Here is a 24,137-nt window from a genome sequence, read left to right as displayed (position 1 = left end):
GGTCAGGTTTGAAGCGCAACGCGCGTGCCAAAAGCCAGGCGCTCTTCGGGTGAAACGGTTTGGGTCGGAGCGCCGATCATTTCATCGAAGACATCGGAGTGTGTTAAAACGGCATCGGTAAAGCCAAGCGGCCTAAACGCCCGGCTTACCCATTGCGGGCCGGTATAGCGCACCGCACGTTGACTCTCATCCACTAGCGTTAGTACGTCTTCTCGACCGTGAAGGCGAACCACGTACCAGCTACTATCCAGCGCATGAATCTCGATGCGGTAGGTGGCTGCCGGCACGGTCTCTTTAGCAAGCGCTTCCAGAGTAATGGTGTCGAGTGGCATCGAAGCGCTCCTACTGCGGGGGTTCGGAGGCAACGCCTGGTACGCGGTAACGTGCTCCTTCGGCGCGCTGTTCCTCGAAGCGCTGATTTTCGTCTTCAGGTACGACACCGATCACGGTTTCCTGAGAGCCGTCAGGCCAGGTGTAGGTCGTGCAGCCGGAAATGCCGGCCAGCACGGCGGCCATCAATGAGGCAGACAAGAAGGTACAGCGTTGAAACATTGAATAACTCCCCGGGAATTTTTTGCGTGGATACGAAACCATCTTGCCTACGGCGCGATAGTGCTACCCTGACTCGCCAAACTATAGCGGATAGTGGCGCCCACCGTCGCGCAATTTAGCCAACACGGGAGATCGCTGGTACGCGACGCTCTACAGGCAGGGCCGGCATTGGGTAAAAAAGCGGATGTCGCGAAACTCCCGCCGCCACGTATAAGGTCGAGAGCGCATCTTTCTCGCTTTGGCGAGTTCGGATCGCTTCAAAGCCTTGGCTAAACCGACAGTTCTATTTCAAACGTTCTATTTCAAGGCGCGCGTATCTTGAAGAGCCGGGCCGACGGTAAGGAAACAGTATGCAGACCGCCATGGAGAAACGGTTGAAATGGCTTGATTATCTCACGCTCGCAGGAGTGCTTTTGACAGCCTGCGTGATTCTTTTAGGCGCCTGGACTCGGCTCGTTGATGCCGGGCTTGGCTGCCCCGACTGGCCTGGCTGCTATGGACGCCTTTTGGTGCCGGATAGTGAACACGCCGTACTCAAGCATCCCGATGCGCCGCTGGAGCCCGCCAAGGCGTGGATGGAGATGATTCATCGCTATATGGCAACGCTTTTGGGAGCGCTGGTCGTTTTGATCGTGTTATTGGGCCGCGCGCTTCGTCGCCTTGAAGACTATCCCTGGCAGTTGAGCCTTACGCTGCTGGGCATCATTGCATTGCAGGGTGCCTTCGGCGCGTTTACCGTTACGCTCAAGCTTTGGCCTCAGGTGGTGACGCTTCACCTTCTGGGCGGTATTGGTGTGCTCATGCTGTTTCTATGGCTTTATCTACGCGTTCGTAGAAGTCGACAGCAAAAGCCTTTGAGGAATCGTGCAGGTAACGCGCTTTGGGCGTTCGCCGCTTTGCTTTTGGTACTGCAACTGGCACTAGGCGGTTGGGTTACCAGCAACTACGCCGGGCTTGCTTGTCAGGGGGTTCCTACCTGTAACGCGCAGTGGTGGCCGCCGATGGATTTCAGCGAAGCGCTACATCTAACGCAAACGGTAGGCCCGAACTATTTGCACGGGCAGCTACACGCAAAGGCGCGCACCGCCATTCAGGTCATTCATCGATTCGGGGCGCTGCTTTTAGGGCTTGCTTTGATGGCGCTTTTTTTACGGTACAGACGATCTGCTTCACTTCGTGGCGTGCTTGGATTGACGCTTGGCGCCTATCTTGCTCAAGCGGCGTTGGGCGCAGCGAACGTATTGATGTGGTTGCCGCTCTGGCTGGCCCTACTGCATACCGCCGGTGCAATACTGCTTTCGGCAAGTTTTTGTTTGGCCTGGTGGCACTGGCGTCAGCTAAATGAAGAAAACAGCGTGATAAAACAGCCGCGTTGAACTAATTTCTCGATAACATTGGGCAAATCAGCTATATAGAGTGTACAATTTCCGCACAAATATTGATTCGGTAAAGGCAAAGGCATGTATAAACTATCGAGCGATGAGCACATACGGCCTGACAGGACTGGCGCATGAACTCTCTTTGGGCGTTAATACTGCTACTCGTGGGCGCGGGCGTCGTGATTGGATTGAGCGTCTACGCCATTACACTGCGCAAAGAGGTCAAAAGGCGCGAGGCCTTTCGTCTTGAAGAGGATCAACGTGCCCAGCAAAACAGCCTCGAAAACCTCGACTATGTGGCAAGCGCCTTGGTGCAGGAGCAGGTCGATATCACCGAAGGCAGCTGGCGATGTAAAGTGTTGCTCGAAATAGTCGACCCAAGCCTTACCGAACGTAAAGAGTTTCAAGCGTTTGCCGATGTGTATAACCGAACGCGCCATTTGAAGACGCATTCGGCCAGAAAGCAGCTCACTCCGCGTGAACGCATGCAAGAGGACAAGGAGCGCATCGAAGTGGAAACCGAAATGCGTTCGGACGTATTGAAAGCGGCGAAAGCGGTGCTTGAATGGCGCGCCAAGGGCCGCTCGGCGCTACACTAATTGAGCAAAGCTCTTCTATAGACGCGCCCTGGAAGTTAGCGTACTTTTCTTGGCGTCAGTTACAAGAGTTTTGCTATGCTAGATATGCCGATATTGGCAAGAAGTTGATATCAAGGCATTGATGCCATCCAGCTTGCCTCACAGGTAGGGGACGATTGGCGAATCGATCGGGTAAGTGAGCTTTGGTTCATTACACACCGATCAAACGAAAAAACGGATGCTCTCGTTATATAAGAAGCATTGGACCAACGTGGTTAATCGACCTCGTTAGCATTGGATCAAGAAGGAGTCTTGCATGAAAAAATCAACGACAGGCTTGCTCATCGGGTCGGCTTTGGTAGTAGGCCTTTCCGGGTGTGCCAGCTCTGCTTCCCAATCGTCAGGTCAAGCCAGCGCTAGCAGCGATCGTAGCTGGTACCAGCATCCGGCCGTTTGCGGTCTGGCTGGTGGTTTGATCGGTGGCGGTATCGGTTACGGCGTTAGCGGTCGTTCTGACGAAGAAAGCGGTGCCGCTACCGGCGCAGCCGCTGGTGCGGCTATCGGCGCTCTGCTGTGTGCCGACCGCACGCCCGAGCCGGTCGAGCCGCAGTGCCCGACTTACGGCGAAGTACCCGCTGGCGTTGCCACTGACGCGCAAGGCTGCCCGCTGGATTCCGATAACGACGGCGTACCGGACTACCGCGACCAGTGCCCGGGTACTCCGGCCGGCGTACAGGTTGACGCCGTAGGTTGCCCGCTGGATTCCGATAACGACGGCGTGCCGGACTACCGCGACCAGTGCCCGAACACTCCGGCCGGTGTCGAAGTCAACGCACTGGGCTGTGAAGAGAGCGTTGTACTGCAAAACGTTAACTTCGAGTTCGACTCTGCGCGCCTGACGCCTGGAGCCCAGCAGGTTCTGAACGGCGTTGCCGAGCGTCTGGTCAACAACCAGGGCGTTCGCGTCAGCATCGCTGGTCATACCGACTCTGTTGGTTCCGACCAGTACAACATGCAGCTGTCTCAGGAGCGCGCCGAGTCCGTGGCTCGTTACCTGAACCAGCGTGGCGTACCGGCCAGCGACATGCGCGCTGTGGGCTACGGTGAAGAGCGTCCGATCGCGACCAATGACACCGACGCAGGTCGTGCTCAGAACCGTCGTGTAGAACTGGACGAGTGGAACTAAGCCACTCGTGACGTAATGGATAGTTAGGTATCCGTTACCGATCCGAATCGCATTTGCGGTCAGGATCCAAATAAAGCGTCGGCTTCGGCCGGCGCTTTGCTTTTTGGCGTTGGCGCCAGCGTTTCGCCACATTTCTTTCCAATGGCGTTTCATTTTCCATTCCAAACTTGATCCATTCCTCTCAACGCCGCTTTAAGCTTGTTACCGGCGTTTACTGAACGATTTGTGACCCTTTCGTATACATTCCCGCGGCTGAATGTTAATGATAAATATTGTCATTTATTTTTTTAGTGGTACGCTATGTAACCACTGGACAGACGTAAATCGTTATTATGTTTAACGAATACAAGGCGTGGCAGCCCGGCTGTCGTTTAACCGCAATGGAGAAGTATCGTGCTGAAAAGGCCCTTCTTTAGCTCGCTGGGAGGCTGGAGCGTCTGCGTATTGGTGAGTACTCACGCGATCGCAAGCGATGAAGCTCTCGACCAGGCCGCACAGGGCGTCGAGGCCCAACAACAACAGTCGGCCCTTCAGCAACAAATCGATGCCGCTGATGAGCAGACACGCACGGCTCTTGAAGAGCTCAGAGAGCTCGAGCGCGAAACCCGCTCGCTCAAAGCGTCGAATGCCGCTCTTACCGCACGCTTGGCACAGGAGGCCGAGCGGCAGCAGACGCTGGGCAGTGCACTGGATACCGTTAGCGAAACGCGTGCAGCACTTCCCGTGATCGAGCAGGACATGACCGAGCAGCTCACGTCGTTCATCGAAAACGATCTTCCGTTTCTTCTCGACGAACGCCTTGCGCGTATAGAGAATCTTCAGGGGGCCAGTAGCGCCGAGCGCATCGAACAGCTCCTGGAAACCTGGCGGGTAGAGCTCGAGTACGGCCGCGCAATCGATCACTGGCGCGGTCGGCTGACGCTTGAAGAGGGGAGCGCTCGCGAGGTCGACTATTTGCGGGTCGGGCGTATTGGCTACTACTACCTGACGCCGGACGGGCGTGAAGGCGCGCTCTGGAACGCCGAGAGCGGCCAGTGGCAGCCACTGGGCGAGCACGGCCGGCGCGAAGTGCGAAACGCCCTGCGCATTGCCGACGATCAGCGCACACCCGAGCTTCTCTACCTCCCGCTATCGATCACCGCCGAGCAGGAAAACCCGTCATGAACGTATCAACACCAAAGCGCTGGCGTGCGCTGGGCGCCTTCGTTCTGGGCTGTCTGCTAGTGACACCGGCGCTTGCGCAAACGAGCCAGTTTTCATCGTTGAGCGAAGCGCGCGAGGCCGCCGAGGCGCGCGACCATGCTCGACTGGAAGGCTTTTTGAACGACCAGCAGGCGCTCGAGCAGGCGCTGGCGGATGCCCGCGCCGCCAACGCCGACGCTCTGGCGCGCCGGGAAGCGCTAGCCGAGCAACAAGAAGCGCAAACCGAACGTGGCAACGCGCTCGCCAGCCGTCAGGGCGAGCAGGGCGAAGAGCTCTCTTCGCTGCTCTCGACGCTTGCGCGCCAAAGCGATGAAGTACGCAACGAGTTGGGCGCGCAAAGCCTTCTCACGCTGGGCGCTGCCGAGCTGCCTCCGCGACTGGACAGCGTGGACGTGCTGGAGCGCGCCCAGCTCGAACGCGTGGTCGACAGCCTCGCCAGGCTTAGCGTTGCCACGGGCCAGGCCGAGCGCGTGCGCTTGCCAGTGGCCGATGCCGGAGGCAACATCGAAGAGCGCGATGTCGTGCGGCTCGGTGATTTTGCCGCCTTCACCGACACGGCGCTTTTGCGCGTCAGTGAAGAGGACGGTTCGGTGTCGACGCTGCCGCGCACCCCAAGCGAAATCGAGCGTGTCCTGGGGGAGTATTATCGCGGCGACAGCCGTGAGTTTGCCATCGACCCGTCTCAGGGTAGCGTGCTCACGGCACTGACACAGCAGCCAAGTCTTTGGGAGCGCTTTCAGCAGGGTGGCTATGTGGGCTATGTGGTCGTCGTACTCGGGGTGATCGGGCTTTTAGTCGCACTGGCGCAATATCTCTATTTGTGGGTCGTCAGCGCTCGCGTCAATCGCCAGCGTCGCTCGCTCGATAACCTCAAGGATAACAACCCCCTGGGGCGCGTGCTGCATCGCTTCAAGGACATGGACAAGCACCAAACGCCCGAAGCGCTGGAAGCGCGTCTGGACGAGGCGGTATTGGCAGAGCTTCCGCGCATCGAGCGCGGCCAGCCGATGGTCAAGCTACTCGCCGCGATTGCGCCGCTGTTGGGGCTTTTGGGTACCGTGTCCGGCATGATCGTTACCTTCCAGGCGATCACCGTGTTCGGCACCGGCGACCCGCAGCTGATGGCCGGCGGTATCAGCCAGGCACTGGTGACCACGGTACTGGGGCTGGTGACGGCGGTACCGCTGTTGTTCGCACAAACTGCGCTCTCGAGCCGTAGCCGCTACCTGACCCAGGTCATCGAAGGCGAAGCCAGTGCTACGCTTGCCGATCATCTGGAAGCGCAGTCCGCCCATGATGGCAAAGTGGTGAGCTAAATGCCGACGCTTCCTCTCTGGCTCGAGCCCGTCGAGCGGCTGATCGAAGCGGGCGGGGTCGTACTGGTGGTGCTCGCCGTCGTCGCGATTGCGGTGTTTGCCATGGCGATCGAGCGCTGGTGGTACTACCGAGTCACGTGGCGGCGCGCCCGTCGGCAGCTGATCAAGCGCTGGACCGCGCGCGAGGATCATCGCAGCTGGAGCGCGCGCACGCTGCGCCAGGTCTGGTCTGATGCGCTGGTTCGCCGGCTGCGCCGACCCTTGCCCTGGCTCAAGCTACTCGTCGCACTCTGCCCATTGCTGGGGCTTTTGGGCACCGTCACCGGCATGATCTCGGTATTCGATAGCCTGACCTACAGCGACACCCAGCAGGCCCGCGCGATGGCCGATGGCGTGGCGCGGGCAACGCTCCCCACGCTGACGGGTATGGCCATTGCCGTTGTAGGACTTTTATTCATTAGTCGCCTGGAGCACGTGATCCGTCGCGAGGATCAGCGTCTTCACGATCGATTGGCGCGTGCCCTGGAGAGTAACGATGCGTAGACGTCATTCAGCCGATAGCGCCGCGGAAGGCGCCGACGTCAACCTGACGCCGATGCTCGACGTGGTGTTCATCATGTTGATTTTCTTCATTGTCACCACCAGCTTCATCAACGAAAGCGGCATCGAGATCGAGCGCCCAGAGTCGAGCTCGGCAAGCCCACGTCCGGATGCTCAGGTGTTGGTCGCGGTCACGCCGGAAGGCGCGGTTTGGGTCGATGGTCGCCCCGTGGACGTTCACAGTGTCGGTCAGGAAGTGGCGGGGCTCTTGAGCGCCGACGGCTCCGTCGTGATTCAGGCCGACCGCGACGCCACCACCGGGCTTCTCATCGAAGTCATGGATCGCCTTCAGCAGGCCGGAGTCGACCAGGTGGCGGTGGCCGCGAGCCGGGGCGCGCAATGATTCGTCGCCTGCTATCGCTTCTGGCGGGCGCGGCGCTGGCGGTTGGGCTTTTCTGGTGTCTGGCCCTTCTGGTCACGCCGCCGGATCAGCCTTTTGAGGAGCCTGAGATCACCATGAGCATGAACATGGTCGAAGCCCCCGAGATCGCGCCGGAGCCGGAAGCGCCCGCGCCGGCGGAGGCGCCGCCGCCCACCGCCGCCCAGCCGCCGCCCATGCCGACGCCAGAACCGCTGGCGAGTGCGGACAGCGCCATTGCGCTCCCGGAAGTGGAGCTTCCCGATGAGCCGGTCGAACCCGTCGAGCTCGACAGTGACCTGCCGGAACTGACCGAAATCACGCCGGAGCCGGTGCCCGAACCTGAGCCCGAACCAACGCCTGATCCATCGCCCCAGCCGGCACCGACGCCATCGCCCCAGCCGGCGCCTTCACCTTCGCCGTCACCGGCGCCGGCCCAGTCTGCGCCCGCACCCGCGCCGCAAGCGCCGGTTTCCAATGAGCCGGTGAGCGTCGGGCAGATCGCAGCAACCAGTAAAACGGACCCGGTCTACCCGAATCGTGCGCTGCGGCGCAATATGGAAGGGTTTGTCGAAGTGAGTTTCGTCATTCGTCGCGATGGCAGCGTGGATGCCGGCTCCATTCAAGTGATTAATGCGCAGCCGCGGCGCGTGTTCGAGGACTCCGCGCGAGATGCCATTGCCAGCTGGCAATTTCCACCCAGCCAGCAGCTGCGCCGCGCCACCCAGCGCATCGACTTTCAGCTGAGGTAGCCATGAAACGTTTAGCGCTTTTACTGTTTAGCGGTTGGGTCGCAGCGGCCCAGGCCGACGCGCCGCTCTCTGGCGATATCATTCGTGATCTCAACGCGTTGCAGGGCTCGCTTGCCAGCGCCCAGGGCGAGCAGGCGCTCGAAAGTGTCGTCGAGCGCGCGCTTCGTCAGGCCGAGCGCCTTGAAAGCGGCAACCGTTCGGATCAGTGGGCGAGTGCGCTCTATTACCAGTTGGCGGCCGGCGCCCTGTCGCGCCAGGGCGATACCGGCGCCGCTGCCGACCGGCTTGCCAGCGCTCGGGCGCGCTCGAGCGTCGGCGGCGAGCAGGCCCGCCGCTGGCTGCGCGAAGAAGCGCAGCTACGCCGCGCCGCTGGGCAGCGTACTCGAGCGATTACGCTTTACCAGCAGTGGCTAAAAAACGGCAGCGACGCCGACATGAGTTGGCAACTGGTGCGACTGCTGGCCGACGATGACCAGTGGGACGCCGCCGCCGAACGCCTCTCGTCGCTTCTGGAGCAGAGCGAACCAACAACCGAGGCTCGCCAGGCGCTGGCTTTGAACGTGATGCGCCGCGCCGGCCAGGGCGAGCAGGCGCTTGGCTGGCTGCTCGAGGGCCTGGATGAGGAGAGTAGCAGCGACGAGTGGCGCCAGGCCGCCGGGCTTGCTCAGCAGGCGGGGCAGGCGGATGTAGCCGCCGGGCTTTGGGAAACTGCGTGGCAGCTGGGAAAATTCGAAAGCGACGAGGATTTCGAGACGCTGATCCAGCTTCATTTTGCCGGGGGTACGCCCGCCCGGGCCGCCGAGCACCTCCAGGCGGCGCTTGACGGCGAGCGCCTGGCGCGCAGCGAGGCTACTCTTCGTCGTGTGGCTGCGGCCTGGAGTCAGGCGAAAGATCGTGAGCAGGCGCTCGATGCATGGCAGGCGCTTGCTGAGCAAAGCGGTAAAGCCGAACACTGGCGCCGCTATGGCCAGCTCGCCTACGCCTGGAACGATGAGGCCCGCGCCGAGCGCGCCTGGCAACAGGCCCAGGCGCTTGGCGACGAAGAGGTCGATGCCTGGCTTGCAAGCTTGCACTAAACGCGCCCGGGCAACGCCTGACAGTGTCAGGGGGCGAGCGTGAGCGCGAAATCGCTCCAGGTTGGGGCGTGATCTGAAGGGCGCTCCATGGCGCGTAGATCGTAATCGATACCGGCGCCGCTCGCCTTATCACGAAGGGCTTTCGTGGTCAGAATGTAGTCGATCCGCAGCCCGCGTTTGGGCTCACGGTCGAAGCCTTTCGAACGGTAGTCGAACCAGCTAAAGCGCTCGTCATCATCCGGGTGACAGACGCGATAGCTGTCCGTCAAGCCCCAGGCCTTGATGCCTTCGAGCCACTCGCGCTCGATCGGCTGAAAGCTGGTTTTGCCCTCGCGCAGCCAACGCTTGCGAGCCGGCTCACCGATACCGATGTCCTGATCTTCAGGAGAGATATTGAAGTCGCCCATGATGGCCAGGCGCTCGGTTGGTTGGTGGCGCGTGTCGAGCAGGCGTGAAAGCTGCTGGTAGAAGCGTTCCTTGTGGGGAAACTTGGTCGGGTGCGACACGTTTTCCCCCTGGGGGAAGTAGCCGTTGTAGATCGTGACCGGCTCACCGTCTTCGCAGGCGAGCGTAACGCCGATCATTCGCCGCTGGGCGTCTTCCTCATCATCGGGGAAGCCGTAGACCACGGACTGTGGCTTCTGGCGAGTGAGCATGGCCACGCCGTAGTGCCCTTTTTGGCCGTAATAGACGACGTGGTAACCCATCGCCTCGACATCCTTGATCGGAAACTCGCTATCCTGCACCTTGGTTTCCTGCAGACCGATGATGTCCGGGGCCTGGATGTCGATCAGCGCTTGAAGCTGATGCAGGCGGGCTCGGATACCGTTGATATTGAACGAGACCAGGCGCATCAGGCGTTGTCTCCCGGCGCAGGGTCGTCCTTTCGCTCGGGATGGATCTCGATGGATTGGCCGCTTTGCTCGCGGGCGAGCTTGCGTACCGCCTGGAGTTTGCGCTGCTGCTGCTTTTTAGCCACGAAACGCCGCGAGGGTGCGACCTGATCCGGGTTCTCCTTGCGCCACTTTTTATAGTCCTTGCGCCGGCCGGTACGAATGGTGACCTTGTCCGCCAGCGAACGGGTTTTTTTCTTACGCGTCATGTCGCGCTCCTTGATCGATTTGATCGCCATTCTAACAGGCAAGCGTTTCGGGCACACCGGGCACCGCTCTAATTGGCGCGCCCTGTGATACACTATGCGCGTCGTGATGCCAACATCCACCGTAATGGACAGATAGAAAGCCTATGAGCGAGTCGGAACAGACCACAGCATCGGCCCAGAACCGCAAGCCCAAACGTCGTCGCCGTAAGCCGCGCCGCCGTCAATCCGGCTGGGATTTACGCCAGTTTCAGGTGCCCGCCGTGGCCGGCAAGTGGCGCTTTCATGACTTCGATTTGCCGCTGCCCTTGATGCGCGCCATCCACGCCCAGGGGTTCGAATACTGCACCCCCATCCAGGCCGAGGCGCTGCGCCAGACGCTTCTGGGCGGCGATATCGTCGGCAAGGCCCAGACCGGTACCGGCAAGACCGCCGCGTTCTTGATGTCGGTGCTCGCCTACTTTCTGGAAGAGCCGGCACCGAACGGGCAAAAGCCCGGCGCGCCCAGGGCGCTGATCATCGCGCCTACCCGGGAGCTTGCGCTGCAGATCGAGAAGGACGCCAAAGCGCTTTCGCGCTTCACCGATCTTGCCGTTGCCAGCGTCGTAGGCGGTATGGAGTATCAGGCCCAGCGCGAAGCGTTGACCAAAAACGTCGACATTCTCGTGGCCACGCCCGGTCGGCTTTTGGACTTTCATCAAAAGCGTGATGTCGATCTCTCCGAGGTCGAGGTATTGGTGCTCGACGAGGCCGATCGCATGCTCTCGATGGGCTTCATCCCCGACGTCAAGCGCATCATCCGCTACACGCCAAAGAAAGAGGAGCGGCAGACGTTCCTGTTCTCGGCCACCTTCACCGACGATATTCTGAGCCTTGCCAGTCAGTGGACGCAGACCCCGGCCCACGTCGAGATCGAGGTCACCGTCGAGAACCAGGCCGACATCGATCAGCGCGTCTACCTCGTCTCCGACGATGACAAGCAGCGTCTGCTGGTCAAGCTTTTGGAGCAGGAGAGCTTCGAGCGCGTGATGGTGTTTGGCAACCGCCGGGATCTGGTGCGCAAGCTCGATAGCGCGCTGAGAAAGGCGGGTGTAAGCGTGGCGATGCTCTCTGGTGACGTGCCCCAGGGCCAGCGGATCCAGACCCTCGAGGAGTTTCGTGAAGGCGCGATCCAGGTGCTGGTCGCCACCGACGTTGCCGGTCGCGGTATCCACATCGAAGACGTCAGCCACGTGATCAACTATACGCTGCCGGAAGACCCGGAGGACTACGTTCACCGGATCGGCCGCACCGGTCGCGCCGGTGCCAAGGGCGTGTCGATCAGCTTCGTGGGTGAAGAGGATGCGTTCTCGCTGCCGGAAATCGAGCGCTACATCAACGACAAACTGCCCTGCGAGCATCCGCCGGAAGGCATGCTTTAAACGCGATGCTGGACAACGAGCTCAAGGCGAGCATCCAAACGGCGTATCGTCAGGTGGTCGAGGAGCTGTCGCTGACGCCACGCTACGGTCAGCGGCTGATGATCGCCGAAATTGCCCGCACGCTGGGCGATATCGAAGTCGATGGTGAAGGCAAGCGCGTCAGCGACCAGCACGTTTGCGTGCTGGAAGCGGGCACCGGTACCGGCAAGACGCTCGCTTATTTGATTTCGGCGCTGCCGGTGGCCAAGGCCCGCGGTAAGCGCCTGATCGTCTCGACCGCCACGGTCGCCCTTCAGGAGCAGGTGCTCAACCAGGATCTGCCGGCGCTCTCCCGCCACAGCGGGCTAACGTTCAAGTACGCTCTGGCCAAGGGGCGAGGGCGCTACGTCTGCGTGGCGCGCCTGGATCAGGCGCTGGAAGGCGTCGAACCCAACCCGACCCATTCGCTGTTCGAGCAGTCGCTGGCCGAGCAGGGCAGCGAGTTTACCGTGCTGGCCACCGACATGGCCGAAGCCTACGGCAGCGGCACCTGGGAGGGCGACCGCGACAACTGGCCTGAGTCGATCGACGATAGCCACTGGCGGCGCTTGACCGTCGATCATCGCCAGTGCACCGGTCGGCGCTGCGGTCACTTTGGTGCCTGCGCTTTTTTCCGCTCAAGGCGCGAACTCGAAAACGCCGATATCATCGTCGCCAATCACGACCTCGTGCTCGCGGATCTGGCGCTCGGCGGGGGGGCGATACTGCCGGACCCGGCGGAGTGCATTTTCGTGTTCGATGAAGGTCACCACCTGCCGGACAAGGCGCTTTCCCACTTTGCCCACCGCTTTGCAGTCAACGCCTGCCTGCGCTGGCTGGGTACGCTGAAATCGAGCCTTGGCGAGCTGAACACGGGCCTTGGTGGTCAGCCCACCATAGCCCGGCTTCTGGCAGGGCTTCCCGAGCTCTTGCGCGGGCTCGAGCCGGCGCTGGGCGATGTGTTCAGCCTGGGCCACCAGCTCGCCGGACGCGACCGGGGGCTAACGGACGATGAGTCTCTGCACCAGTTTCGCTTCGAGAAGGGGCAACTGCCCGAGGCGCTCAGAGAACAGGCGAGCCAGTTGGTTACTCAGTTCGCGACCCTTTCGCGGGCGCTTGAGAGCATCAGCGATATTCTGCGTGAAACCCTGGACCCGGATAAGCAAACCGGTCTTGAGCGCGAGCAGGCCGAAAGCTGGCTGCCGCTGGTGGCGCTGCTGCACGGGCGAAGCCTGGACGCCCACGCGCTGTGGCAAAGCATGAGTGAGCAGGACCCGCCCAACGCGGCGCCAAGCGCGCGCTGGGTCACCCTGAGCCGCGCCGGCGGCGAGCCGGAGATCGAGTTCTCGGCAAGCCCGGTATCCGCGGCGCATACGCTGGCCAAACACCTCTGGGGGCGCTGCCACGGTGCGGTGGTGACCTCGGCCACATTAACCGCGCTTGGGCGCTTCGAGCGTCTTCAGGAGCGGGCGGGGCTGGCTAACCGCTACCGTTATCAGGCGCTGCCAAGCCCTTTCGACTACGCCAACGCGGTGCTGAGAGTGCCGCCAGAGGCGGTGGACCCGGGCGACCGTGACGCTCACGAGCGTGCTATCGTCACCTTCGTCGACTCGCTCGATGAACGTGAGGCGGTGCTGGTGCTTTTCTCGTCGCGCGCTCAGCTCAGAGCGGTCGAGAAGGCGCTGACGGGAAAGGCCCGCGAGCGGGTGCTGGCTCAGGACGCGCTACCCAAGCGCGAGCTGATCGAACGCCATCGCGCCGCGGTGGATCGGCGCGAGGGCAGCATCATCTTTGGTTTGGCAAGCTTTGCCGAGGGCATCGATCTGCCCGGCCACTATCTGACGCACGTGGTCATTACCAGGCTGCCTTTCGCGGTGCCGGACGACCCCGTAGGGGCAACGCTTGCCGAGTGGATCGAAAGCCAGGGCGGTAATCCATTCATGCGTATCAGCGTGCCGGACGCCTCGATCAAGCTGGTTCAGGCCTGTGGCCGGCTGATTCGAAAGGAGAGCGATCAGGGCGTGATTACGCTGCTGGATCGGCGAGTCATTACGCGCCGCTACGGCCAGGCGCTACTGGACGCGCTGCCGCCGTTTCGCCGCGAGATCGGCGCTTGAGGCCAAGGCATAAGGTTTGGCGTCGGGTTTGAAAATGAAAGCCGCACAAAAAAAACGCCCCGCGACTGCTCGCGGGGCGTTTTTTGTGGTCTCGTATCAATGTGCTATTTACGCTTGGCAAGCACCGGGGCGAGCTGGTCGTTCATTTTTCTGAACGCCTCTACGGTGGTATCCCAATCGATGCAGGCGTCGGTGATCGACACGCCGTAGGTGAGCTGGCTGGTATCCGCCGTGAGCTTTTGGTTACCCCAGCCCAGGTTGGATTCGACCATCAGGCCCATGATCGAGGTATTGCCCTCGAGGATCTGATGGGTGACGTTTTCCAGTACCAGCGGCTGCAGCGCGGCATCCTTGTTGGAGTTGGCGTGAGAGCAGTCGATCATGATATTGGCGGAGAGCTTCGCCTTGGCCAGCTCCTTTTCGGCAAGCGCGACGCTGACGCTATCGTAGTTGGGTTTGCCGTTGCCGCCGCGCAGCACCACGTGGCCGTAGGCGTTGCCGCGGGTGCGAATGATCGATACCTGGCCTGCCTGGTTGATACCGAGGAAGTTGTGCGGGTTGGCCACCGACTCGAGCGCGTTCATGGCGACGTCCAGGCTTCCGTCGGTACCGTTTTTGAAGCCAACCGGGCAGGAGAGGCCAGAGGCCATCTCTCGATGCGTCTGCGACTCGGTGGTGCGCGCGCCGATCGCCGACCAGCTGATGCAGTCCTGCAGATACTGCGGCGAAATCGGATCCAGTGCCTCGGTGGCCAGCGGTAGGCCGAGTTCGGCAAGCTCCACCAGCAGTTTGCGCGCGATGTGAAGCCCTTCATCGATCTCAAAGGAGTCGTTCAGGTGCGGGTCGTTGATCAATCCCTTCCAGCCGACCGTGGTACGTGGCTTCTCGAAGTAGACGCGCATGACGATATAAAGCGAATCACTGACCTCATCGGCGAGGGCACGAAGCTTTTTGGCGTAATCGATCGCGGCATCCACGTCGTGAATCGAGCAGGGGCCCACGACCATGAGAAGGCGCGGATCCTTGCCATCCAGAATGTTCTGGATGACCCGACGGCCCTCGATGACGGTCTGCTCGGCTTTTTCGGTCAATGGGACGGCGGTTTTCAACGCGTCCGGCGTCGTCAAGACATCCTGAGCCAGAACGTTTAAGTTACTCACTTGTTGATCGGACATGGTGCTTCCTGTACGTGGCAGCCTGGGTAAAATTGGGCACTACTATGGCGCGTTAAGAGAGTAAAAATCAATTGTTACGGAACCCGGTGTTAACCGATAGTGTCTGCTCATGGATTTGATACGCGCGGCAATGTGCTTGATGCACGGCAGATAACGCGTAACACTACGTACATGGAGTACGTACATGGAGTACGTGCAAGGAGCGCTAACGCCTCTATCGCCTATCAGGTAGGCGGTCACGCAAAAAAGTCCGACGCTAGTGTCGGCAAGGCCGGGCCGCGCTCGATACGGGCCACTGTTCCAGTCGTTCGGCGGGCCGGTTTATAAACCGCTCCGTATGAGTGACGTCCTTGGCCAATCAGTTTATTTACGGTCAATGATTTATTTAATTTGCCCAAGGGACGCTATGTTGCATGCTGTTAAAGCCCGCCTCGGAGGGCGAAGGGTATCAAGGATCGGCGTTAAGCGTTCGAGCCGGGGGAGAGTGTGAATGAGCACTCGTGAAACGGATCAGCAGCTGGTTGAACGTGCCCAAAAAGGTGATTTACGCGCTTTTGATCTGCTTGTGAAAAAATATCAGCACAAGATAATCGGACTGATCGGTCGCTACGTTCACGATCATGCCGAGGTTCAGGATGTCGCTCAGGAAGCGTTCATCAAGGCGTACCGGGCGCTTGGTAAATTTCGTTCGGAAAGCGCTTTCTATACGTGGATGTACCGTATCGCGATCAACACGGCAAAAAACCATCTCGTTTCGCGCGGACGCCGCCCACCAGGCAGTGATCTGGATATCGTCGATGCCGAGATGCTCGACCAGAGCGGCCGGCTAGCGGACAGTGAGTCTCCTGAAGCCTCGATTGCGCGGGACCAGCTCGAAGCGGCAGTGTTCGAGGCAATCGAGCGCCTGCCGGACGATCTTCGTACCGCCATTACGCTTCGCGAGCTCGATGGACTTGCCTACGAAGATATCGCCCAAGTCATGCAGTGTCCGGTGGGCACGGTGCGTTCGCGCATTTTTCGGGCGCGCGAAGCGGTGGATGAACATATTCGGCCGCTGGTCAGCACCTCACGCAATAGCCGCGATGAGTAAACGCCAGATGGCGCGGGCCGCGAGAAAATCCCATAAGCAATTTCACTTTTTTGTGAACTGTCAGCGGTCAACGGCGTCATAGTGCGTGACCAGATTAACCAGCAAGTAAACAGCAAGTATGGCGCGCCGTCAGATCGATCAAGTGATTGGTAATGCCTTGATGGGGCGCGCCAAACTCAAGTGTTGGCCTGTGAATACGCTCGCGGCCATACCGACAACCGTGGCTCGAGACGTTTTTAAACACAGCGTGAGGGTGTAAGTATGAGTTTGAATACACGAGAATCACTATCGGCATTGATGGATGGCGAAAGCGAAGAGCTGGAGCTTCGCCGCGTGCTCAAGTCACTGCCCGAAGAAGCAGGCGCTGCCGAGTCCTGGCGCCGCTACCACTTGGCTCGCAGTATGATGCAGCGCGAGCGCTCGGTTGATGTGAGCCTTGACCTCTCCGCCGGCATCATGGCCCGGCTTGAAAACGAGCCGGCGCCGCAGCTCGATGCACAGCGAGATACGTCGAGCATTGGCTCGCTTGCCAAACCCGGTCGCGTCTCGTTTGCCCGTGGGGCGAGCGTTGCCGCTGCGGTATCGCTGATGGTCGTCACTGGGGTGCAGTTTTTGAACAGTGACGGCAGCGTTTCAACCGCCACTCAAGGAGGCAGCGACCTGGCCGCGGTGTCTTCGAACGCTGGCGCTCAAGTGCAGCCGGCAAGCCTAGGCGGTACCAATGCGGTGACGTCTTCTGACGTTCCCATGTTCGAGCCAACGGCGTTTCGTGTGAACGGTCAGGCCGGTCGCAGCGGCTTGATGAACGTAAGCGAATCATTTGGCGCCTCGACGCCGGCGGTGTCCAACGCGGCTCAGACGTTTTCTGCGCCCACAAGCGCCATTGACGCCGATCAAATCAACCTGCTCCAGTCCTACCTCGAGCAGCACGCGCAGGGAGCCGCCGCAGGCAGTGGCGATAGCTGGATGCCGCTCATGCGCTCATCCTCTATCGTCGAGCCGCTTGGTCAGCGCTAATCGGCTGGCGCGCCCGGCAGTTCAGTAAGCGTTTTTATCGGTAGCGATTAAAGGATGAGGGATGATCGTGAGGGTCGAGGTAGCGTCGTGGTTTGCAAGGGGTGCGCTCTGTGCAGCAGTCGTGGCGCTTTCGTTTCCCACAACTGCTCAGGCGAGCAGCGAGGCCGATCAGCCCTCCACGGCGCCCTCGACAGAAGCGGCTCGCCAGACCTGTTCCACCCCGCTTTTAACTCAGGCGCCGAGTTCCGTCGACGAGTGGCTAATCCGCACGATGCTGGCAAGCCACTGCTATGAATACCAGGCCCGCGCGGTCTCCATCAACAGTATCGGTGTACGCACGCTGGCGCTTTCTCATCGCGTTCAGGATGGGGTGCGTCAGCAGGTCGTTCAGCACCTGGATGGTCCTTCCATTAGCGTCGAGCGCCGTTCTCAGGCCGGCAAGCTGGCTTGGGCGCTTCCCGGTGAGAGCGATTTCGATATTGCGGTTACGCCCCGTGCCTGGGCTGAACACGTAGAAACCTATTACGATGTATCGCTCGAAAATGAAGAGCGCGTGGCCGGGCGCGTGGCGTCCAGACTGCGCTTCGAGCCTCACGATGACAATCGTTACGCCCATACCTGGTGGGTCGATGAGGAGACCGGCCTGTTGCTCAAGCACGAGCTGAGCGATACCCAGTCCCGCGTGGTCGAAACCTTTCAGATGACCCAGCTTCAATCGCCGTCGCTTTACGAAGGCCCGCTCATGAGTGAGCAAGGCCGTGGTCTGGCGGACCCGGATTGGGAAGTCAACTGGCTCCCAGCGGGCTTCGTAGCGCAACCGGCCCAAATCACCAGCAGTAACCCCATGCCGCAGCGCTTTTTCAGCGACGGCCTTTCGTCGGTGAGCGTGTTTGCCGCGCCAGCGGGCGATGAAGCGCTCGAAGCAGGCGCCTACACGCTGGGGGTTTCAGGAATCGCGATCGAGCTTGTCGATATCGAAGGTGAGCGCTGGCAGCTCGTAGCGATCGGTGAGCTGCCGGCCGGGCAGGTGCGCCGCATCGTTCAGTCGATCGAGTTCGGTGCACACGTTCCTGGCCGCGGCTAAAAGCCTGCTTGCGCCTACCCGCTCGGCACGTATCGTAAGGCTTGGTAAAGCGGTTAGCAGGCAAATGGAACGTTTTTCCCAGCAATGAGTCTTTAATCTGCTTGATGGCTCGATGAGCCGAATCCCTTCCCAGGTGTGATTGCTGTTAGAACGAGGAGCTTTATCCCATGAGGCGTTCGGTTGTTTCCTACTCGCTTTGGCTGTGCATGACGGCGCTGCTGATAATGGGCCAATCGGCCTACGCACAAAACCTTCCCGATTTTACCGAGCTGGTCGAAGACGCCGCCCCGGGCGTAGTCAACATCTCGACCAGCCGAACGGTTCAGCGAAGCGGCCCCGACATGCGCGGCTTCGGCGGTCAGGACATTCCGGAAATTTTCCGCCACTTCTTCGGCGACAGCTTCCCGGCACCACCCGGAGAGCAGGGGCGCGGTCGTAGCGAAGAGCGCCAGTCCCTGGGCTCGGGTTTCGTCATTAGCGCCGATGGCTACGTGCTGACCAACGCACACGTGGTGCAGGATGCCGACGAAATTCTCGTGCGTTTGAACGATCGTCGCGAGCTTTCTGCCGAGCTGATCGGTAGCGACCAGCAAACCGACGTGGCGCTTTTGAAAATCGATGCCAACAACCTGCCGGTACTCAATTTGGGCGATTCCGACGATCTTCAGGTCGGCGAATGGGTGGCGGCCATTGGTTCGCCCTTTGGTTTCGACCATTCGGTGACCGCGGGTATCGTCAGCGCGATCAATCGCACGCTGCCGCGCGACGCCTACGTGCCTTTCATTCAAACCGATGTCGCGATCAATCCGGGTAATTCTGGCGGGCCGCTTTTCAATCTCGAAGGCGAGGTCATCGGCATCAACTCCCAGATTTTCACCCGCAGCGGTGGCTTCATGGGACTCTCCTTCGCGATTCCGATCAACGTGGCGATGAACGTGGCCGACCAGCTGCGTGAGGAAGGCCACGTCAACCGCGGCTGGCTGGGCGTGATGATTCAGCCTGTCTCCCGCGATCTGGCCGAATCCTTTGGCATGGACGACGCCATCGGCGCGCTCATCGCGGATCTTGACCCGGAAGGCCCGGCGGCACAAGGCGGCCTGCAGGCCGGGGACGTGATCGTTGGCGTCAACGGTGAAGAGGTCGACCGCTCCAGCACGCTGCCACGCCTAATCGGTCGCGTTGCTCCCGGAAGCGATGTGTCGCTAACGGTGATTCGCGACGGAGAAGAGATCGAGCAGACCCTTCAGCTCGGCAGCTGGCCTGAGTCCGAGCAGGGCAGTGCCGCGAACGGTAGCAACGAACAAACCCGCCTGGGCGTGAGCGTGGGAGAGGTAAGTGAGGAGCTTCAGGAGCGTTTGAGCATTGGCGGCGGTGTGGAAGTTCGCCAGGTCGAGGCGGGCAGCGTTGCCGCTGACGCTGGTATTCAGCCAGGCGACGTTCTCGTCAGCGTCGATCACAAGAGCGTGACGTCTGCCGAGGAGCTTGCTGGCATCGTCGAGTCACTACCCAACGACCGCGCCATCCCGGTGCGCCTCTACCGCGACGGCCGCTCGCTGTTCATCGCGCTGCGCTTGCAAGAGTAAACGGCTTTACTCGGATCACGCCGAGTCGATACAAAGTGATCGTCAACGCCCCGGCCCGCCGGGGCGTTTTGCCATCAGTGGTTCGACCGCGCAGGGCGTGAAGCGGACCAGGCGCTTGGGCGCGGCGCAATGAACATGGCACCCGCGTCTTGCTAACGGTACAATGCTGCCAATTATTCATTGCACGTGGCCGTGTTATTTTTTTGTACCGTACAGGGCTTCGTACATATCCCGGATTGCAAAGCGTAATGTCATCAGAAAATACCAGTAAAATTAAGCATATTCGCAACTTCTCCATTATCGCGCACATTGATCACGGCAAGTCCACGCTGTCGGATCGTTTGATTCAGACCTGCGGGGGCTTGACCGATCGCGAGCTCAAGGAGCAGGTGCTCGACTCGATGGATATCGAGCGCGAGCGGGGGATCACCATCAAGGCGCAGTCGGTGACGCTTGACTACACCGCCGCCGACGGCAGCGTCTACCAGCTCAATTTCATCGACACCCCCGGCCACGTCGATTTCTCCTATGAAGTCTCCCGCTCGCTCTACGCCTGCGAAGGGGCACTGCTGGTCGTCGACGCCGCCCAAGGGGTCGAGGCGCAGTCGGTGGCCAACTGTTACACCGCTATCGAGCAGGGCCTCGAGGTGCTGCCAGTGCTCAACAAGATCGACCTGCCCCAAGCCGACCCTGATCGCGTGGGTCATGAGATCGAGGAGATCATCGGGCTCGACGCGACCGACGCCTGCCAGGTCTCGGCGAAAAGCGGCATCGGCATCGGCGAGCTTCTGGAGCGGCTGGTGCGCGATATTCCGCCGCCCAAGGGTGACCCGGATGCGCCGCTTCAGGCGCTGATCATCGACTCCTGGTTCGATAATTACCTGGGCGTCGTCTCGCTGGTGCGTCTTTTCGACGGCACGCTCAAAAAGGGCGACAAGATTCGTATCAAGTCGACCGGGCGCGACTGGAACACCTCGGAAGTCGGTATCTTTACGCCGCTCAAAAAGGAAACCGGCATGCTGCGCGCCGGCGAGGTCGGCTTTATCGTTGCCGGTATCAAGGAAATTCACGGCGCGCCGGTCGGTGATACCATCACCCATACCAAATCCCCGGACGTGGCCCGGCTTCCCGGCTTTCAAAAGGTCAAGCCCCAGGTCTATGCGGGCATGTTCCCGGTCAGCGCCGACGATTATGAGGATTTTCGCGACGCGCTCGAAAAACTCGCGCTCAACGACGCCTCGCTCGACTACGAGCCGGAGAACTCCGACGCGCTGGGCTTTGGTTTTCGCGTCGGCTTTCTGGGCACGCTCCACATGGAGATCGTTCAGGAGCGCCTCGAGCGCGAGTACGATCTCGATCTTTTGACCACCGCGCCCACGGTGGTTTACGAGCTTGCGATGAAAAACGGCGACGTCAATTACGTCTCCAACCCCTCGAAGCTTCCCGACATGGCGGATGTCGACGAGATGCGCGAGCCGGTGGTGCGGGCGAGCATTCTCGTGCCCCAGGACTACGTCGGCAACGTGATCACCGAGTGCGAGCAGCGCCGGGGCACGCAGCGCGACATGCAGTTTCTGGGCAGCCAGATCCAGCTCACCTATGAGCTTCCCATGTCAGAAGTGGTGATGGACTTTTTCGATCGGCTCAAGTCGATCTCCAAGGGCTATGCGTCGCTCGAGTACAACTTCGAGCGCTTCGAGGCGGCAAAACTCGTGCGCCTCGACGTACTGATCAACGGTGACAAGGTCGATGCGCTGGCGGTGATCATTCACCGTGACCACGCTCACTCCCGCGGGCGCCTGCTGGTCGAGAAAATGCGCGAGCTGATTCCGCGCCAGATGTTCGATGTGGCGATCCAGGCGGCCATCGGTGGTCAGGTCGTGGCGCGCTCTACCGTCAAGGCGTTGCGCAAGAACGTAACGGCGAAGTGCTACGGCGGTGACGTCAGCCGTAAGAAAAAGCTGTTGGAAAAGCAGAAGGCGGGTAAAAAACGGATGAAGCAGGTCGGGCGTGTGGAAATTCCTCAGGATGCCTTCCTTGCTGTGCTCAAGGTCAACGACTAGGAAGACGACACCCTCATGGATTTTTCACTACTACTGGTACTGGCCGTCGCGATCACCGGGGTCATCTACCTGCTCGACGCCCTGTGGTTTCGCCCGCGTCGCCGCCGCCGCCTGATCAATGCCGAAGAGGCCGCCCAAGGCGAACTCGACGCCACCACCCGCGCCAAACTCGAAAAGGAGTCCTGGCCGGTCGACTATTCGCGCTCGCTGTTTCCGGTACTGCTGGTCGTGCTGGTGGTTAGAAGTTTCATCGTCGAGCCGTTTCAAATTCCCTCCGGTTCCATGCGGCCGACGCTCGAGGTGGGCGATTTCATTCTGGTCAACAAGTTCGCCTACGGGTTGCGCCTGCCGGTGATTAACGAGCGCTTCGTCGAGGTCGGTGAGCCCGAGCGCGGTGAAGTCATGGTGTTTCGTTTCCCTGACGAGCCGTCGGTGAACTTCATCAAGCGCGTGGTGGGCCTGCCGGGCGATCGCATTCGCTATGAAGGCAAACAGCTCTACATCAACGGCGAGCCGGTCGCCAAAACGCTGATCGAGGAGGGCCCCGCCGCCTCGCCGCAACAGCTATTATTGAATGAGCGGCTGGGGCCGGTCAGCCACGCCATCTACAACAATCCTCGCGATCCGGGCCCGCAGATGGGCGAAGTCATCGTGCCCGAGGGCGAGTATTTCATGATGGGTGACAACCGCGACCAGTCCAACGACAGCCGCTACTGGGGGTTCGTGCCGGAGGAAAACATCGTCGGGCGCGCGTTTGCCGTCTGGATGCACTGGGACGGTGGACTGCCCAGTTTTTCGAGCGTAAGGCGAATCGAATGAGTCGCACCGCCCAGGTCAACGTCGAAGACGTAGGAGCATCGTGAGTAATTCCCTGAACGCTTTTTGCCGACGAATCGGCTACACCTTTGGCGATGAGTCGCTTCTGGAGCTGGCGATGACCCATCGCAGCTTTGGTGGGCGCAATAACGAGCGCCTGGAGTTTCTGGGCGACTCGATCGTCAATTTCGTCATTGCCGAGGCGCTTTTCGAGCGCTTCCCCCAGGCCCGCGAGGGCCAGCTTTCTCGCCTGCGCGCGCGCCTGGTCAAGGGCCAAACGCTGGCAGAGCTTGCCCGTGAAATGGCCTTTGGCGAGTGTTTGCGCCTGGGCTCCGGCGAGATGAAAAGCGGCGGGCACCGACGCGAGTCGATTCTGGCCGACGCGGTCGAGGCGGTGATCGGCGCGATCTACCTCGACGCCGGTATGGATGCGGTACGCGAGCGAGTGCTCGCCTGGTATCGGGAGCGTCTTGAGAGCACCTCGCTGCAGGACACTCAAAAGGATCCAAAAACCCGTCTGCAGGAATTTTTGCAGTCACGCCAGGCGGCGCTTCCACGCTACGAAGTCGTCTCCGTAAAGGGCGAGGCCCACGCTCAGACCTTTACCGTCGAGTGCTATATCGATCTTTTGAGCGAGCATACGACCGGTAAAGGCCCTAGCCGGCGCCACGCCGAGCAGCAAGCCGCCGAAGAGGCGCTCACCCACCTTGAAAAAACTCCCGGAGATCCCGCGTCATGAGTCAAACCTGCGGCTTTGTGGCCATCGTTGGGCGGCCTAACGTAGGCAAATCGACCCTCATGAATCGTATTCTGGGGCAGAAGGTGTCCATCACCTCCCGGCGCCCGCAAACCACGCGCCATCAGGTGATGGGTATCAAGACGGTGGAAGAGACCCAGTTCATCTATGTCGATACCCCGGGCATGCACATCATGTCCAAGGATCGCAACAAGGCGATCAACCGCTTCATGAACCAGGCGGCCACCCAGGCGCTTCGCGACGTCGACTGCGTGGTCTTCATCATCGATCGCACGCGCTGGACCGAAGAAGACCAGGCGGTGCTGGCGCGCCTGGAGCACGTCAAGGCGCCGGTGGTGCTGGCGGTCAACAAGGTGGATCGCCTGCAGGACAAGGCCTCGCTGCTGCCCTGGCTTAGTGAGGTCGGCGCGCGGCGCGACTTCGCCGCGGTGATTCCGATTTCCGCCAAGCACGGCACTCAGGTCGAGGCGCTGGAAGAGGAGGTCGCCAAACACCTGCCGGAAAGTATCCACTTCTTCCCGGACGACCAGATCACCGATCGTAGCCTTCGCTTCATGGCCGCTGAGCTCGTTCGCGAAAAAGTCATGCGCCAGCTCGGCGACGAGCTGCCGTACCAGATGACCGTCGAGATCGAGGAGTTCCGCGAGACCGAGCGCGTCACCCACATTAGCGCTCTGATCCTCGTCGAGCGTCAGGGGCAAAAGGTCATTTTGATCGGCGAAAACGGCGAGCGTATCAAGAGTATCGGCCGCGAGGCGCGCCTCGATATGGAGCGCACCCTCGGTACCAAGGTGATGCTGAACCTGTGGGTGAAGGTCAAGCGCGGCTGGTCCGACGATGACCGGGCGCTCAAAAGCCTGGGTTACGATCTCGATTGAGCCCACTATCTTGAGCAAA

The 24,137-nt window shown here is 60.7% G+C and carries 24 protein-coding genes; 19 read left to right on the top strand and 5 right to left on the bottom strand.

Features of this window, described 5'->3' with window-relative positions:
• Nucleotides 1-2 precede the first annotated feature (2 nt).
• The gene (locus tag RN347_RS09150) at nt 3-332 is read right to left on the bottom strand and encodes a DUF6482 family protein (protein WP_263587090.1); all 330 of its coding nucleotides are present in this window, start codon (nt 330-332) and stop codon (nt 3-5) included.
• 10 nt (nt 333-342) lie between these two features.
• Nucleotides 343-552: a hypothetical protein gene (locus RN347_RS09145; RefSeq protein WP_263587091.1), complete on the bottom strand. Its 210-nt coding sequence runs from the start codon at nt 550-552 to the stop codon at nt 343-345.
• A 350-nt stretch (nt 553-902) separates the two neighbouring features.
• On the opposite strand from RN347_RS09145, the gene RN347_RS09140 reads away from it, so the two are divergent.
• From RN347_RS09140 to RN347_RS09100, 9 genes are all read left to right on the top strand, one after another.
• Entirely contained in the window at nt 903-1,928 is a 1,026-nt protein-coding gene (locus RN347_RS09140; RefSeq protein WP_311957974.1) for a COX15/CtaA family protein, read from the top strand.
• A gap of 134 nt (nt 1,929-2,062) precedes the next feature.
• Nucleotides 2,063-2,530, top strand: a complete 468-nt coding sequence (locus RN347_RS09135; RefSeq protein ID WP_311957973.1) for a DUF2489 domain-containing protein — start codon at nt 2,063-2,065, stop codon at nt 2,528-2,530.
• Between the two features lie 295 nt (nt 2,531-2,825).
• On the top strand, nt 2,826-3,695 hold the full coding sequence (locus RN347_RS09130; protein WP_263587094.1) for an OmpA family protein: 870 nt from the start codon (nt 2,826-2,828) through the stop codon (nt 3,693-3,695).
• Between the two features lie 393 nt (nt 3,696-4,088).
• The gene (locus RN347_RS09125; RefSeq protein WP_311957972.1) at nt 4,089-4,859 is read left to right on the top strand and encodes a DUF3450 domain-containing protein; all 771 of its coding nucleotides are present in this window, start codon (nt 4,089-4,091) and stop codon (nt 4,857-4,859) included.
• Nucleotides 4,856-6,214: a MotA/TolQ/ExbB proton channel family protein gene (locus tag RN347_RS09120; protein ID WP_311957971.1), complete on the top strand. Its 1,359-nt coding sequence runs from the start codon at nt 4,856-4,858 to the stop codon at nt 6,212-6,214. Before RN347_RS09125 ends, RN347_RS09120 begins: the two co-directional genes overlap by 4 nt.
• The gene (locus tag RN347_RS09115; RefSeq protein ID WP_263587097.1) at nt 6,215-6,757 is read left to right on the top strand and encodes a MotA/TolQ/ExbB proton channel family protein; all 543 of its coding nucleotides are present in this window, start codon (nt 6,215-6,217) and stop codon (nt 6,755-6,757) included.
• Nucleotides 6,750-7,157 carry a biopolymer transporter ExbD gene (locus RN347_RS09110; RefSeq protein ID WP_311957970.1) on the top strand — a complete coding sequence of 136 codons (408 nt, stop codon included), beginning with the start codon at nt 6,750-6,752 and terminating at the stop codon, nt 7,155-7,157. Before RN347_RS09115 ends, RN347_RS09110 begins: the two co-directional genes overlap by 8 nt.
• The gene (locus tag RN347_RS09105; RefSeq protein ID WP_311957969.1) at nt 7,154-7,924 is read left to right on the top strand and encodes a TonB family protein; all 771 of its coding nucleotides are present in this window, start codon (nt 7,154-7,156) and stop codon (nt 7,922-7,924) included. The genes RN347_RS09110 and RN347_RS09105 overlap by 4 nt, the downstream gene beginning before the upstream one ends.
• Before the next feature lie 2 nt (nt 7,925-7,926).
• The gene (locus RN347_RS09100) at nt 7,927-9,000 is read left to right on the top strand and encodes a hypothetical protein (RefSeq protein WP_311957968.1); all 1,074 of its coding nucleotides are present in this window, start codon (nt 7,927-7,929) and stop codon (nt 8,998-9,000) included.
• Between the two features lie 26 nt (nt 9,001-9,026).
• Here RN347_RS09100 and xthA read toward each other — a convergent pair whose 3' ends face one another.
• Nucleotides 9,027-9,854, bottom strand: coding sequence for an exodeoxyribonuclease III (gene xthA / locus RN347_RS09095; RefSeq protein WP_263587101.1), 828 nt, complete (start codon nt 9,852-9,854; stop codon nt 9,027-9,029).
• Nucleotides 9,854-10,102 (bottom strand): hypothetical protein, encoded by a 249-nt coding sequence (locus RN347_RS09090; protein WP_311957967.1) that lies wholly within the window; start codon nt 10,100-10,102, stop codon nt 9,854-9,856. Before RN347_RS09090 ends, xthA begins: the two co-directional genes overlap by 1 nt.
• Nucleotides 10,103-10,245: 143 nt before the next feature.
• Between RN347_RS09090 and RN347_RS09085 the strand changes: the two genes are divergently transcribed.
• Together RN347_RS09085 and dinG are read left to right on the top strand one after the other, a co-directional pair.
• Complete coding sequence (locus tag RN347_RS09085; protein WP_311957966.1) at nt 10,246-11,520, top strand: DEAD/DEAH box helicase; 1,275 nt, start codon at nt 10,246-10,248, stop codon at nt 11,518-11,520.
• A 5-nt stretch (nt 11,521-11,525) separates the two neighbouring features.
• On the top strand, nt 11,526-13,655 hold the full coding sequence (gene dinG / locus RN347_RS09080) for an ATP-dependent DNA helicase DinG (protein WP_311957965.1): 2,130 nt from the start codon (nt 11,526-11,528) through the stop codon (nt 13,653-13,655).
• 104 nt (nt 13,656-13,759) lie between these two features.
• On the opposite strand, the gene RN347_RS09075 is transcribed toward dinG, so the two are convergent.
• The gene (locus RN347_RS09075; RefSeq protein WP_263587105.1) at nt 13,760-14,830 is read right to left on the bottom strand and encodes a 3-deoxy-7-phosphoheptulonate synthase; all 1,071 of its coding nucleotides are present in this window, start codon (nt 14,828-14,830) and stop codon (nt 13,760-13,762) included.
• Between the two features lie 490 nt (nt 14,831-15,320).
• Between RN347_RS09075 and rpoE the strand changes: the two genes are divergently transcribed.
• The 8 genes from rpoE (at nt 15,321) to era (ending at nt 24,118) form a co-directional block, all read left to right on the top strand.
• Nucleotides 15,321-15,920: an RNA polymerase sigma factor RpoE gene (gene rpoE, locus RN347_RS09070; RefSeq protein WP_263587106.1), complete on the top strand. Its 600-nt coding sequence runs from the start codon at nt 15,321-15,323 to the stop codon at nt 15,918-15,920.
• A gap of 261 nt (nt 15,921-16,181) precedes the next feature.
• Entirely contained in the window at nt 16,182-16,937 is a 756-nt protein-coding gene (locus tag RN347_RS09065; protein ID WP_311957964.1) for a sigma-E factor negative regulatory protein, read from the top strand.
• A 61-nt stretch (nt 16,938-16,998) separates the two neighbouring features.
• Nucleotides 16,999-18,021, top strand: a complete 1,023-nt coding sequence (locus tag RN347_RS09060) for a MucB/RseB C-terminal domain-containing protein (RefSeq protein WP_311957963.1) — start codon at nt 16,999-17,001, stop codon at nt 18,019-18,021.
• Between the two features lie 167 nt (nt 18,022-18,188).
• On the top strand, nt 18,189-19,604 hold the full coding sequence (locus tag RN347_RS09055; RefSeq protein WP_263587109.1) for a DegQ family serine endoprotease: 1,416 nt from the start codon (nt 18,189-18,191) through the stop codon (nt 19,602-19,604).
• Between the two features lie 248 nt (nt 19,605-19,852).
• Nucleotides 19,853-21,667 carry a translation elongation factor 4 gene (lepA, locus tag RN347_RS09050; protein ID WP_263587110.1) on the top strand — a complete coding sequence of 605 codons (1,815 nt, stop codon included), beginning with the start codon at nt 19,853-19,855 and terminating at the stop codon, nt 21,665-21,667.
• A 15-nt stretch (nt 21,668-21,682) separates the two neighbouring features.
• Complete coding sequence (lepB, locus tag RN347_RS09045; RefSeq protein ID WP_311957962.1) at nt 21,683-22,486, top strand: signal peptidase I; 804 nt, start codon at nt 21,683-21,685, stop codon at nt 22,484-22,486.
• A 40-nt stretch (nt 22,487-22,526) separates the two neighbouring features.
• Nucleotides 22,527-23,222 carry a ribonuclease III gene (gene rnc, locus RN347_RS09040; protein WP_263587112.1) on the top strand — a complete coding sequence of 232 codons (696 nt, stop codon included), beginning with the start codon at nt 22,527-22,529 and terminating at the stop codon, nt 23,220-23,222.
• Nucleotides 23,219-24,118, top strand: coding sequence for a GTPase Era (gene era, locus RN347_RS09035; protein WP_311957961.1), 900 nt, complete (start codon nt 23,219-23,221; stop codon nt 24,116-24,118). Before rnc ends, era begins: the two co-directional genes overlap by 4 nt.
• Nucleotides 24,119-24,137 lie beyond the last annotated feature (19 nt).

This window comes from Halomonas sp. PAMB 3264, assembly GCF_031954245.1.
In the GTDB taxonomy this organism is placed as follows: Bacteria; Pseudomonadota; Gammaproteobacteria; order Pseudomonadales; family Halomonadaceae; genus Vreelandella.
This window is presented reverse-complemented; position numbering and strand designations above follow the sequence as displayed.